The sequence below is a fragment of the Janthinobacterium sp. LM6 genome, assembly GCF_002002885.1.
Classification (GTDB): Bacteria; Pseudomonadota; Gammaproteobacteria; order Burkholderiales; family Burkholderiaceae_D; genus Janthinobacterium; species Janthinobacterium kumbetense.
Genome location: NZ_CP019510.1, coordinates 4,734,534 through 4,747,751 on the forward strand (window position 1 = coordinate 4,734,534; position 13,218 = coordinate 4,747,751).

Below are 13,218 nucleotides of genomic sequence, written 5' to 3' on the forward strand. Positions count from 1 at the left end.
TGCTGCGTGCTTAAAACTCTTCCCACTCGTCGCCCCCGGACTTGGCCGCCTTGACGGGCTTGGCCGGCGACAGCGCGCGGGCTGGCGCGCGCGGCGCGGGAGCGCGAACGGCCGGCTTCGCCTTGAGGCGCGTCACGGGCGCGGGCGCCGCGGCAGGGCCCGCATCACCGAGGCGGAACATGCCGACGGCTTGCGCCAGATCCACGGCCTGCTCCTGCAGGCTTTCCGCGGCGGCGGCCGCCTGCTCGACGAGGGCGGCGTTCTGCTGCGTCATGGTATCCATGTGCGTGACGGCCGTATTGATCTCGCCGATGCCGGCGCTCTGTTCGCGGCTGGCCACCGTGATCTCGCTCATGATGGTCGTCAATTGCTGCACCGAGGCCACCACCTGATCCATGGTCTGGCCCGCCTCATCGACGAGGCGCCCGCCCGCATCGACCTTCTCCACCGAATCGCCGATCAATTCCTTGATTTCCTTCGCCGCGCCGGCAGACCGCTGCGCCAGGTTGCGCACTTCGGACGCCACCACGGCAAAGCCCCTGCCCTGCTCGCCGGCGCGCGCCGCCTCGACAGCCGCGTTCAGGGCCAGGATATTCGTCTGGAAGGCGATGCCGTCGATGACGCCGATGATGTCGACGATCTTGCGCGAGCTTTCCTGGATGCCGGCCATGGTGCCGACCACTTGCTGCACCACGCGGCCGCCCTTGGCCGCCACTTCCGAGGCGGACACGGCCAGCTCATTGGCCGCATGCGCGTTTTCCGCATTCTGTTTCACCGTCGAGGTCAGCTCATCCATCGAACTGGCCGTTTCTTCCAGCGCGCCCGCCTGCGCTTCCGTGCGCGAGGACAGGTCGGCATTGCCGGCGGCAATATCGGCCGATTCGCTGCGCACCAGGGTGCTGATGCTGCGGATCTGCACCAGCACGGTGGCGATCTTTTCGACGAACAAATTGAATGCCTTGGCGATCTGCGCCAGCTCGTCCGTGCCTTCCGCGTCCAGGCGGCTGGTCAGGTCGCCGTCGCCCGTGGCGATCGCTTCCATCGCGTCGCGCACCAGGCCCAGGCGGCGCAAGGCGCGCGCCACCAGCACGCTCAACACCGTGGCGGCCAGGGCCAGCACCAGCAAGGCCGTCAGGGCCGAGGCGCGCAGCATGGAGCTCAAGGCTTGCGTCGCTTCTGCGCGGTCGAGCACGGTCGCCAGCAGCCAGTCGCTGCCCGGCACTTTACTCACATGCAAGATGCCATCGCGTTCGCCCAGGCGAATAGCGGCGCCGTCGCCGCTCTTTTCGATATCGGCCAGCGCCTGCGCACTCAAGCCCGGATCCAGCTCGGCCAGCGGCTTCAGGGTCAGCTTGCCGTCCGGGTGGGCGATGATCTTGCCGCCGCCATCGACGAGGAAGGCATAGCTGGCCACCGTCGGCTTGATCGAGGCGACGTTTTGCACCACCGCATCCATCATCACGTCGGCTGCCATCACGCCTGTCACGCTGCCCTTGCCGCCCAGCGGCTCGGCAAACGTCACCACCAGCTTGCCCGTGCTGGCGCCGATGTAGGGCGCCGTGATGATGGGGCCGCCCACTTCGGACGCCAGCTTGTACCAGGGCCGCGCCGTGGGATCGTAGTCGGCGGCGCGCTTGCGCTCCTGCGAAAAGACGGCGTGCTTGTCGGCAAAGCCGATATACGCCATGTCGAAGGTGCCGGCCTGCTCGGCCGCCTTCAGGGCCGGCAGCGGATCGGCCGCCGTGGCGCCCTGCTTGAGCGAGCCCACGACGGCTTGCTTGGAACGCAGCCATTCGGCGATGGCCGCGGCATGGCTGTGCGACAACTGCAGCATCTGCGTGTCGAGCGCGGCCAGGGTGCTGGAGCGGGTAGTGAAGAAATTGGCGATGGCGACGGCCAGCATGGCCAGCACGACGATGGAAACGGCGATGGCGATCAGCCGCGCCTTAAGGGAGGACAACATGGTGCATCCAATAAAAAAGAGAAAATCGGGAGGGATGCGCCATGGTCAGGGAATAAGATTTTGTCGTCAAGCAATACTGACAGTCAATTACCCATAAACAACAATTGATACCATATATTAATCAGATCTCGCCGCGCAGCTTGCGCAGGGCCGGCGATTCGCCGCCCGTCGCCTCGATGCGGAAACGGGCAAATGCCCGCTCCAGCTCGGGGTAGCGACGCAAGCCGCCTTCCGTAAAATAACGCCCGCCGGGGATGTCGCCCCACGGCAAGGGCGTCGTCAAGGCGCCGCTGCCCGCCAGGGCCAGCAGCGGCTCCAGCGCGCTGCGCAAGTCGGCCACCTCCCCATCGGCGGGCGCCAGGCGCGTCAACAACTGTTCCAGTTCGGCGGCGCTGGCTTGCAGGCGCGGTTGATCCATCATTTCTCCTCAATTCTTGATCGTGCCGATCAGCACGGGGGCCGACCACAGGCTGCGGTTGGGCAGCAAATACTGCTGCGCCCCGCCCTTGCGCCGCACCAGCCCGCCCAGTTCTTCCGTCGGCGCCACCTGGCTGACGAACACGCTGACGGTACCCTTGGGCATGATTTGATACACATCATACAGCGGCGCCTCGCTCTTCAAGGGCAAGCCGAAACAGTCGGCCAGGCTGGCGCACTGACCCGAAGCCAGCTGCAATTGCGCGCTGGTGGTGAAATACGGCGAATACGGCGACACATTCTGGCCATGCGGCACGATTTTCACCAGCGCGGCGGCCATCGGCTGCAGGTCCGGCACGGTGCTGCCAGAAGCAAGCTGTTCTACGGCCCGCGCATAGATGGTGTCGGCCGACGCGGCGGGATCGGCGGCGCGCAGTTCGCGCAGGAACTGCCGCCCTGGCCCGCTCTCGAGGTAGGCATCGATCGCATCCCGCGGCAAGCCCGCCGTCCTGAAGGTGCTGAGGTCATTGATTTCGCGCGCATGCACGGCGCGCAAGGCATCGAGGTCTTGCGCCGGCATGGACTCGGACGCGGCAGCGATAGGGATGGGCAACGGCACCGGCGTCGGTGCGCTGTCCAGCTGCGCCCGGACACCGGGCGCGACGGCAAGCAGAAAGGCGGCGGCCAGCCCGCAGAATGTGCGCATGCTGCATCTCCTTGGAAGACTCGTTCAGGGGAAGATCCCATGCCGAATCTACAGAGAGCAGCGGCGGCCGATACGCGCTGGATCAAGGCCGCTGCAGACAGGCGGGCAAGCCGGCACACGCCTTCGATACAGCGCAAACGCGGCGCATAAAAAACCGCCAGGGCTTGCGCGCCGGCGGTTTTTAAGCATGCGGCCGAAGCCGCACTCAGGCGTACCTGAAGGACATTAAGCGGCTGGCGCTTCGTTGCCTTCGGCAGCTTTCATCGACAGTTTCAGGCGGCCGCGGTCGTCCGTTTCCAGAACTTTTACACGCACCAGCTGGCCTTCTTTCAGGTAGTCGGCCACGGCGTTGACGCGCTCGTTGGCGATCTGCGAAATGTGCAGCAAGCCGTCCTTGCCTGGCATGACTTGCACGATGGCGCCGAAGTCCAGCAGTTTCAGCACGGTGCCTTCGTAGGTCTTGCCCACTTCGACGGATGCCGTCAGTTCTTCGATGCGGCGCTTGGCTTCCTGGCCGGCAGCGGCGTCGACGGAAGCGATGGTGACCACGCCTTCGTCGCTGATGTCGATCTGGGTGCCCGTCTCTTCGGTCAGCGCGCGGATCACGGCGCCGCCCTTGCCGATCACGTCACGGATTTTTTCCGGGTTGATCTTGATGGTGATCAGACGCGGTGCGAAATCGGACAGTTCGGTTTTGACGTGCGGCATGGCTTTTTGCATTTCGCCCAGGATGTGCTCGCGGCCTTCCTTGGCTTGCGCCAGTGCCACTTGCATGATTTCCTTGGTGATGCCCATGATCTTGATGTCCATCTGCAGCGCCGTGATACCGTTGCGGGTACCGGCTACCTTGAAGTCCATGTCGCCCAGGTGATCTTCGTCGCCCAGGATGTCGGACAGCACGGCAAACTTGCCGCCTTCCTTGATCAGGCCCATGGCGATACCGGCCACGTGTTCTTTCATCGGCACGCCGGCGTCCATCAGTGCCAGGCAGCCGCCGCACACCGATGCCATCGACGAGGAACCGTTCGATTCCGTGATTTCCGATACCAGGCGCACCGAGTAGCTGAACTCTTCAGCTGCTGGCAAGGCGGCGATCAGCGCGCGCTTGGCCAGGCGGCCGTGGCCGATTTCACGGCGTTTTGGCGTACCGACACGGCCCGTTTCGCCGGTGGCGAACGGAGGCATGTTGTAATGCAGCATGAACGAATCGGTGAACTCGCCCATCAGCGCGTCGATCTTCTGGCTGTCGCGGGCGGTGCCCAGGGTGGCGACGACCAGCGCCTGCGTTTCGCCGCGCGTGAACAGGGCCGAACCGTGGGTGCGTGGCAGCACGCTGGTGCGGATCGAGATCGGACGCACGGTGCGCGTGTCGCGGCCGTCGATGCGTGGCTCGCCGTCCAGGATCTGCGTACGCACGATCTTGGCTTCGATGTCGAACAGGATGTTGTTGACTTCAGCGCTGTCGATCGACGCGCCGCCGGCGGCAGCCGCTTCGGCCGACAGGTCGGCGATCACTTCCGACGTCGCCGCTTTCAGCTTGGCCGTGCGCTCTTGCTTGTCCTTGGTTTGATACGCGTCATTGATCTTGGCGTTGGCGAAATGCGCGACGCGGGCGATCAGTGCTTCGTTTTTCGGCGCAGGCGCCCATTCCACTTCCGGCTTGCCGCCGTCACGCACCAGGTCGTGAATCGCGTCGATGACGACTTTCATCTGGTCGTGGCCGAAGACCACGGCGCCCAGCATGATTTCTTCGGACAGCTGTTTCGCTTCCGATTCGACCATCAGCACGGCCGTTTCGGTACCGGCGACAACCAGGTCCATTTCCGACGTTTTCAGCTGCTGGACGGTCGGGTTCAGGATGTACTGGCCATTGGCGTAACCGACGCGCGCGGCGCCGATAGGACCGTTGAAAGGCACGCCCGATACGCACAGGGCGGCCGATGCGCCGATCATGGCGGCGATGTCCGGATCGATTTCAGGGTTGACCGACAGCACGTGAATGATGACTTGCACTTCATTCAGGTAGCCTTCCGGGAACAGCGGACGGATAGGACGGTCGATCAGACGCGATGTCAGTGTTTCTTTTTCGGAAGGACGGCCTTCGCGCTTGAAAAAACCGCCCGGGATTTTACCGGCAGCATAGGTTTTCTCGACATAATCAACCGTCAAAGGGAAGAAATCCTGGCCTGGCTTGGCATCTTTGCGTGCCACTACCGTTGCCAGAACGACGGTATCTTCGATCGACACCAGCACTGCGCCGGATGCCTGACGAGCGATTTCGCCGGTTTCCAGGGTCACTTGATGTTGACCGTACTGGAAGGTTTTCGTAACTTTGTTAAACATGGGGTATCCCTTTTCTAATTGCCGACAGATTTTCAGGGGCTGTCGTTCACCTCACCACAGGCGGCGTAAAAATGCTGCCTTTACTTGTTGCCACCTTTGCTACTTTACTTTTAAAACATGATATCGGTAGAGAATACTGTACTTCCCGACATAAATCCGGAATTCAAATGACAAAATGCCCGCGTCAGCGAACTGGCGCAGGCATTTCTGTATAAACCTTGTACGGCAAAAATTACTTGCGCAGACCAAGTTTAGCGATCAGGTCGCGATAACGGGTAGCGTCTTTAGCCTTCAGGTAGGACAACAGGCTCTTACGACGGTTGACCATCATGATCAGGCCGCGGCGGGAGTGGTGATCTTTCGAGTGGGCTTTGAAGTGGCCGTTCAGTTCGTTGATGCGAGCTGTCAGCAGTGCAACTTGCACTTCAGGGGAGCCGGTGTCGTTTTGACCACGTGCGTTGTCCGCGATGATAGCGGCTTTGTTGATGTTTTCTACTGTCATGATAAACCTTTCACATGCGGTGCACAGAGTCTGAACCCTATCCACCGTGAACTACGATTATTAAAATACTGGCCTATGCTGCCAACCAGACGCGCAAGTATATCGGAAAAATGCCCGCCTGTATCCTGCCGTGCGCGCTTTTCTCGGTGCATGATAGGGTTTTCCTGCATTTCAGGAGGTCCAACATGAAAAATCTGCTCAAATTAGCAACACCGCTGCTGTTTGCCGTGCTGGCCGGCTGCGCCAGCTGGAACGTCCCGCCGCCGCAGCCGGGCGAGCCGCGCGCCGCCGTGGAAGCGCGCCTGGGCCGGCCCACCAATATTTATCAACTGCCCACGGGGCCGGAACTGGAATACGCGACGGGCCCGTACGGTCAATATACCTACATGGCCCGTTTCGGCCCCGACGACAAGCTCATTTCCTACGAGCAAGTGCTCGACACGCCGGGCTTTGCCCGCATCAAGGTGGGCGTATCGAACCAGCAAGACGTGCTGCACACGCTGGGCCGCCCGACGGAAACCTCGTATCTGTCGCTGCCGAAACTGCACGTCTGGTCTTACCGCTACAAGGAATCGGGCGTGTGGGATTCCATGATGCACGTGCACTTCGACCACGACGGCATCGTGCGCATGATGATGAACGGGCCCGATCCGGCCAAGGAAGAGCGCCGCTTCTTCTGGTAAACCATTACCGGCGTAACGACGCCTGATAAAACCGTAGCGAGCGGCAGTGAGGCTCGGCGCCCCCTTTGGGCCAAGAAGCGCAGCCGTGCTTGAGCACGGGGCCGCCGAGGTGGTGAGCATCGCCGGCCGCAAAGCGCGACGCGCAGTAGGTTTAATCAGGCGTCCTTCCTACGGCTGCGGGTCGATACGCTCGTCCTTGGCATGCAGTTTGTTCAAGGCCGACAAATACGCCTTGGCCGACGCGACGATGATGTCCGGGTCGGCGCCCACGCCGTTGACGATGCGCCCGTCGCGCGACAATCGCATCGTGACTTCGCCCTGCGACTGCGTGCCCGTGCTGATGGCATTGACGGAGAACAAGACCAGCTCCGCGCCGCTGGCGGCCGCGCTTTCGATGGCGTTGACGGTGGCGTCGACGGGACCGTCGCCCCGCCCTTCGCAGCTCAGTTGCTTGCCGCCGACGAGGAATTCCACGCGCGCATGCGGCACGGCCCCCGTCGTCGACTGCTGCGTCAGTGAAATGAAACGGTAGTGCTCACTTTCCTGCGCCTGCTGTTCCTCGCTGACGAGGGCCATGATGTCTTCGTCGAAAATCTCGGATTTCCGGTCCGCCAGCTCCTTGAAGCGGATGAAGGCGGCATTGATGTCCGCCTCCGATTCCAGCGCGATGCCCAGCTCGTGCAAGCGCTGCTTGAAGGCGTTGCGGCCAGATAATTTACCCAGCACGATCTTGTTGGCCGTCCAGCCCACGTCTTCGGCGCGCATGATTTCATACGTCTCGCGCGCCTTTAATATGCCGTCCTGGTGGATGCCGGACGCGTGCGCAAAGGCGTTCGCACCGACGACGGCCTTGTTCGGCTGCACGGCAAAGCCCGTGATCTGCGACACCATCTTGGATGCCGCCACGATTTGCGTTGTATCAATGCCCACCGTCAAGTTGTAATAGGCGGCGCGCGTGCGCAGCGCCATCACCACCTCTTCCAGTGCCGTATTGCCGGCCCGCTCGCCCAGGCCATTGATCGTGCATTCGATCTGCCGCGCGCCGCCTATCATGACACCTGCCAGCGAATTGGCCACAGCCAGGCCCAGGTCGTTATGACAATGGACAGACCAGATGGCTTTATCTGAGTTCGGTATGCGTTCGCGCAAGCGGCGGATGGTGGCGCCGAAGATTTCCGGCACGGCGTAGCCCACCGTATCGGGGAAATTGATGGTGGTGGCGCCCTCGGCGATCACGCCTTCCAGCACGCGGCACAGGAAATCCTCGTCGGAGCGGCTGCCGTCTTCGGGGCTGAATTCGATGTCGTCCGTGAACTGGCGCGCGTAGCGCACGGCGTTCTGTGCCTGCGTCAGCACTTGCTCGGGCGTCATGCGCAGCTTCATCTGCATGTGCAGGGGCGACGTGGCAATGAAAGTGTGGATGCGCTTGCGCTCGGCCGGTTGCAGGGCTTCGGCGGCGCGGGCGATGTCGCGGTCGTTGGCGCGCGACAGCGAGCAGATGGTGGACTCGCGCACGGCGCCGGCTATCGCCCGTATCGACTCGAAGTCGCCTTGCGAGGCGGCGGCGAAGCCCGCTTCGATCACGTCGACCTTCAGGCGCTCGAGCTGCTTGGCGATGCGCAGCTTTTCCTCGCGCGTCATGGAGGCGCCCGGCGATTGCTCGCCGTCGCGCAAGGTGGTGTCAAAAATGATGAGTCGGTTGCTGGTGCTCATGGCTGCTCCTGGCTGGCTGAAGACTGGCGACGCTACCGACTCAGCGCATCAATGCTCGGGGTCGGTCTGGATAATGCTGACGGGCTTGCCCTTCGCCATGCGCCAGAAGAACACGGCGTAGCCGGACAGGCCATAGGCGACGAAAATCGGGAACAGCACTTTCGGCGGGTCGATGGAGATGAGCGCAAAGAACAATGCCAGCAGGAATACCACGATGAAAGGCACGGACTTGCGGAAATTCACATCCTTGAAGCTGTAGAACGGCACATTGGTGACCATCGTCAGGCCGGAAAACAGGGCGATCGCCCACGACACCCAGGCCAGCTGGTTGCCGGCAAATTCCAGGTCGTTCATCAACAGGATGAAGCCGGCCACCATGGCCGCTGCAGCCGGGCTGGGCAAGCCCTGGAAGAAGCGCTTGTCGACCACGGCGATATTCGTGTTGAAGCGGGCCAGGCGCAAGGCGGCGCCGGCGCAATACACGAAGGCGGCCAGCCAGCCCAGCTTGCCCATGCCGCGCAGCGACCATTCGTAGATCACCAGCGCCGGCGCGGCGCCGAACGACACCATGTCGGACAGGCTGTCGTACTGGGCGCCGAATTCGCTCTGCGTATTCGTCAGGCGCGCGATGCGGCCGTCGAGGCCGTCGAGGATCATGGCGATGAAGATGGCCCAGGCCGCGTGTTCGAATTTCTGGTTCATGGCCATGACGATGGCGTAGAAACCGCAAAACAGGGCTGCCGTCGTGAAGGCGTTCGGCAACAGATAGATGCCGCGGCGTCGCAAGGTTTTCTTGCCAGTGCCATCGGTCACCGGCTGGCGCACGAATTTGCTGAAGCGGGACGCTTTGGATGCTGCGGGAGTGCCGTTCTTGCCTCTACGACGGGGGAAGTTTGCCATGTTGTTCCATATCTTGTGTACTGCGGGGGAATCGGTGCCAGATGGCGGGTGCATGACTGTCTCCCATGCGCCCGCCGATATTGCCATTATAGAGGAGCTACCGCCAAAGAAAAGCGTGGCGGCGTCAAGCCGGCAATATTGACGCCGATACTATCCTTATTTGAACTTGACCTTCGCCACCAGGCCCATGTTGAGGGTCGTTTCGCCCGGCTCGAAGCTCGGCTCGGCCACCTGGTTGCCGCCATAAGCCGCCATGTCGGCGCTCATGTTGCGCGCGCCGGCCACGCTGACGCGCTGCGCGTAATTGCCCGAGCCTTCGAAATCGATGGTGTCGATCACGGCGTCATTGACGTTGCGGCCCATGGCGCCGGCGATGGCGGCCACACGCTCGTTCAAGTTCTTGTAGGCGGCGGCGATGCGCTGGTCGTCGAGCTTGCGGATGGTGGCGGGTGCCAGGCCGAAGTTCAGGCGGTTCAGGGTCAGCACGCCTTGCGCCGCGGAAACGGTCTTCGGCAAGGCGGCCAGGTTGGTCGTCGTGACCTGCAGGTACTGGCCCACTCTCCAGCCGGTCGGCACGCGCGGCTTGGCGGCGACGCCTGGCGGCAGCGGCGCCGTTTCCGGGTACACGGCATACGTGTAGTAACCCTGGGTCTTCAGCACGGCTTGCGGGTCGGCCTTCTTGACGATGGCGGCGCCCTGGTTCATCTTCTGGTTCACGCGCGAGGCGGCGGCGGCCTTGTCCTTGTCCTGCTCTTCGATGGCCAGGGTGACGGTCACCTGGTCGTTCGCATGCACGACTTCGCCGTTGGCGGGCACCACCACGAGGGTGCCGGAAGTGGGCAAGGCCTGGGCTTGTGCGCCCAGGGTAACGGTAGCGGCGGCGGTAACGACGGCGGCGGCCAGCATGGTTTTCATGACGGTCATGGTGTTCTCCTGAAAAAATAATGGGGCAAAAACGACCATGGGGCCAGCAGCCCCATGATCATCTTAAAACATGCTAACGCGGAAACATTTCCACGCGAATGCGCTTACTTGAACTTGACCTTGCCGACGACGCGCATGTCGAGCGTTGTTTCGCCCGGTTCGAAGCTCGGTTCGGCGACGACGCTGCTGTCTTCGGCCATCTTGGCGCTGCGCATCATCATCGGCGCGGCGGCAGGACGGCTTTCCGTGGCGTAATTACCCGAACCTTCGAAGTCCACCGTATCGAGCACGGCGTCGGCAACGTTGCGGCCCATGGCCTTGGCGATGGCGGCCACGCGCTCGTTCAGGTTTTTATACGTGGCGGCGATGCGCTGGTCGTCCAGCAGGCGGATGGTTTCCGGCTTCAGGCCGAAATTCAAGCCATTCAGGGTCAGCACGCCTTGCGCCGCCGACACGGTTTTTGGCAGGGACGCCAGGTTGGCCGTCGTCACTTCCAGGTACTGGCCCACGCGCCAGGCCGTCGGCAAACGCGGCTTGGCCACGGCGCCGGCCGGCAATGGGCGCTCTTCCGGATACACGGGATAGGTATAGTAGCCGTACGATTTCAGTGCGGCCGACGGATCGGCCTGCTTGACGATGGCGATACCCTTGTTCATCTTCTGGTTGACTCGCGACGCGGCGGCGGCCTTGTCCTTGTCCTGTTCTTCGACGGCCAGGGTAGCGACCACCTGGTCATTGACATGCTTGACTTCGCCAAATGCGGGGACGACCACCAGGGTGCCGGAAGTCGGCAAGGTTTGAGCTTGTGCGTGGGCTTGCGCGCTCAGGGCAACGGTGGCTGCGGCGGCAACAAGGACGGATTTCATCACGGTCATGGGGGTACTCCTAGGTAGTTAATGTGGCTGACAGCCCGCGAAAAAGACGCTTTTGCCATCCCTTTCGCTTGAGAAACTTGTCAAACTGTGTAGATTCTAACGCCTCGTTCATTCCTGTGGCGCAAATTAACAAATCGTCACAAAATGTGCTTGCCAGTCACATCTGCTCACATTTCAATACACCGACATTCAAAATAACAATGTTATCAGTGACCCGCCACCGGGCCGCCGCTGCGCCGGCCCGGCTTGAAACTGTAGCGGCTGGCGCGCCAGGCGATGCTCAGCGCCGCCAGCAGCAAGGCCAGCATGGCCCACGGGAACGACGCCGCGCCATAGCCGTCCAGCAGCAAGCCGCCCGCCAGGCCGCCGCCCGCGATGGCCACGTTCCAGATGGTCGCCACCATCGCTTGCGCCACATCCATGCCGTCGCCGGCCGCGTCGGCTGACGCCGTCTGCAGCAAGGTACCGGCGCCACCGAAGGTGATGCCCCAGATGGCCATGCTGACATAGATCACGGCAGGCGAGTCCATCGCCAGCCCCAGCGCCACCATCACCAGGGCAAAGGCAGCGATGCAGCCCAGCACGAGCGGGCGCAGCCAGCGGTCGATCAACTGGCTGACCAGCCAGATGCCGGCCAAGGAACCCACGCCATACACGAGCAGCACCAGATCGACGCGGGGCCGCAAGCCGGACGGCGCCAGGAATGGCGCGATATAGGTATATAGAATGTTATGCGCCAGCATCCAGGCGACGATCACCGCCAGAATCGGCCGCACGCCCGGCGTCATGAACACTTGCCGGATCGACAGGCGCTCGCCATTCTTTTGCCCCGGATAATCGGGCACGGCCAGCAACACCCACGCGACCAGCACCGCGGCCAGGCCGGACATGATGCCGAAGATGCTGCGCCAGCCCAGCACGCCGCCCATCAGGGTGCCCAGCGGCACGCCCAGCGACAGGGCCAGCGGCGTGCCGATCATGGCGATGGCCATCGCCCTGCCCTGCTGTTCCACGGACACCATGCGGCGCGCGTAGCCGGCCATCAAGCCCCAGGCCAGCCCGGCGGCCATGCCGGTGACGAAGCGCGAGGCCAGGGCAACCATATAGTTGGGCGACAAGGCTGTCGCCGTATTGAAGATCAAGAAGCCGATGATCGCCAGCAGCAAGACATTGCGCCGGCGCCAGCCACTCGTCAGGGCCGTCAGGGGAATTGCCGTCAGGATGGAACCGATGGCGTACACGGTCACCAGCTGGCCCGTCATGACTTCGGAAATATTCAGGTCGCGGGCAATCTGCGGCAGCAAGCCGGCCGGCAAGGTTTCGGACAGGAGGGCGAGAAACGCCGTCATGGCCAGGGCCAGCAAGGCCAGGACGGGAAGCCGTTCGGAAACGGAAGATTCAGCAGTGCCCGGCATGGGTACTGTGGCGGTAATGCGGTCAGTCATAGGGGTCCTTCAGGTTGCCAGGCGGCTGATCAATTAGCGTCTGGCGTGCTACAAAAGCGGTGATGCGCGTTGCGGTCGGCAGATACCGAAACAGATGCAGCTATATGAAACTGCAAAGGAAGGGCGGGATTATATAGGAGGCGGGCGAAAAGCGTGCGCGCCAAGACAGCCGTGCTTAAGCCAGCCGCGCTCAGGCTGGCGTCATGCAGGCATCATTGGCCGCCTTGCGTGGCGAAAACCAGGCATTCGCTTTCGGGCTGTACAGGAAGGCGCAGATGACGGCGAACATGAGCGCACCAGGCAAGACGTTCATCCTGACCGGCAAGGTCGCCAGGCAAAACGCAATGTCGATCACGCCCCACACCAGGTACACCGTGCGCGCGCCACGCTGCCGTTGCAGCATGGCCAGCGCTGCCACCAGAGTAATGCCCTGGCTGAAGAGCAAAATCGCGTATTGCGCCCCGGCGGGAATCACGCCGTCCGTCATCCACGCCTGCATGGCGGGATCGTGGCGGCCGAGGAAAGCCGACACCAGCGCTGACAGCGAACCGATGACCAGAAACCAGCAGCTGAGGGCAACCGAGACGGGGCGCTTGAGCACATGAAGATTCCCGACAAAAACTTTAGAAAAAACAAGCATGAGACTGACGGTATGGTTGAATGGGCCTGATTGTAACGGATGTTGCCTGCCAGGCGCCGGCGCACATAAAAAAGCCGGCTTGCGCCGGCTTTTGCTTGCAAATGACT

Annotated in this window: 12 protein-coding genes; 1 reads left to right on the top strand and 11 read right to left on the bottom strand. The window is 62.5% G+C overall.

The features are described from left to right. Window positions 1-10: 10 nt before the first annotated feature. The 5 genes from BZG29_RS20755 to rpsO all read right to left on the bottom strand — a co-directional run bounded on the left by BZG29_RS20755 (window position 11) and on the right by rpsO (window position 5,931). A complete protein-coding gene (locus tag BZG29_RS20755) occupies window positions 11-1,963 on the bottom strand; it encodes a methyl-accepting chemotaxis protein (protein WP_171985078.1) in 1,953 nt (650 codons plus the stop codon). A 121-nt stretch (window positions 1,964-2,084) separates the two neighbouring features. Beyond that, window positions 2,085-2,384 carry a hypothetical protein gene (locus BZG29_RS20760; protein ID WP_216350321.1) on the bottom strand — a complete coding sequence of 100 codons (300 nt, stop codon included), beginning with the start codon at window positions 2,382-2,384 and terminating at the stop codon, window positions 2,085-2,087. A 6-nt stretch (window positions 2,385-2,390) separates the two neighbouring features. Then, entirely contained in the window at window positions 2,391-3,086 is a 696-nt protein-coding gene (locus BZG29_RS20765) for a hypothetical protein (RefSeq protein WP_077407086.1), read from the bottom strand. A 225-nt stretch (window positions 3,087-3,311) separates the two neighbouring features. After that, window positions 3,312-5,429 carry a polyribonucleotide nucleotidyltransferase gene (gene pnp, locus BZG29_RS20770; RefSeq protein ID WP_010399742.1) on the bottom strand — a complete coding sequence of 706 codons (2,118 nt, stop codon included), beginning with the start codon at window positions 5,427-5,429 and terminating at the stop codon, window positions 3,312-3,314. 232 nt (window positions 5,430-5,661) lie between these two features. Further along, entirely contained in the window at window positions 5,662-5,931 is a 270-nt protein-coding gene (gene rpsO / locus BZG29_RS20775; RefSeq protein ID WP_010399743.1) for a 30S ribosomal protein S15, read from the bottom strand. A 185-nt stretch (window positions 5,932-6,116) separates the two neighbouring features. On the opposite strand from rpsO, the gene bamE reads away from it, so the two are divergent. Beyond that, a complete protein-coding gene (bamE, locus tag BZG29_RS20780) occupies window positions 6,117-6,614 on the top strand; it encodes an outer membrane protein assembly factor BamE (protein ID WP_077407089.1) in 498 nt (165 codons plus the stop codon). A gap of 168 nt (window positions 6,615-6,782) precedes the next feature. Here the strand turns inward: bamE and BZG29_RS20785 are convergent, their stop codons facing one another. From BZG29_RS20785 to BZG29_RS20810, 6 genes are all read right to left on the bottom strand, one after another. Continuing rightward, complete coding sequence (locus BZG29_RS20785; protein WP_077407092.1) at window positions 6,783-8,327, bottom strand: 2-isopropylmalate synthase; 1,545 nt, start codon at window positions 8,325-8,327, stop codon at window positions 6,783-6,785. Between the two features lie 48 nt (window positions 8,328-8,375). Continuing rightward, a complete protein-coding gene (gene pssA, locus BZG29_RS20790; RefSeq protein ID WP_077407095.1) occupies window positions 8,376-9,227 on the bottom strand; it encodes a CDP-diacylglycerol--serine O-phosphatidyltransferase in 852 nt (283 codons plus the stop codon). 156 nt (window positions 9,228-9,383) lie between these two features. Further along, window positions 9,384-10,151, bottom strand: a complete 768-nt coding sequence (locus BZG29_RS20795) for an SIMPL domain-containing protein (protein ID WP_077407098.1) — start codon at window positions 10,149-10,151, stop codon at window positions 9,384-9,386. Between the two features lie 104 nt (window positions 10,152-10,255). After that, complete coding sequence (locus BZG29_RS20800; protein ID WP_077407101.1) at window positions 10,256-11,026, bottom strand: SIMPL domain-containing protein; 771 nt, start codon at window positions 11,024-11,026, stop codon at window positions 10,256-10,258. A 206-nt stretch (window positions 11,027-11,232) separates the two neighbouring features. After that, window positions 11,233-12,471, bottom strand: a complete 1,239-nt coding sequence (locus BZG29_RS20805; protein ID WP_077407104.1) for an MFS transporter — start codon at window positions 12,469-12,471, stop codon at window positions 11,233-11,235. A gap of 190 nt (window positions 12,472-12,661) precedes the next feature. Beyond that, entirely contained in the window at window positions 12,662-13,072 is a 411-nt protein-coding gene (locus tag BZG29_RS20810) for a hypothetical protein (RefSeq protein WP_077407107.1), read from the bottom strand. Between the last annotated feature and the right edge of the window lie 146 nt (window positions 13,073-13,218).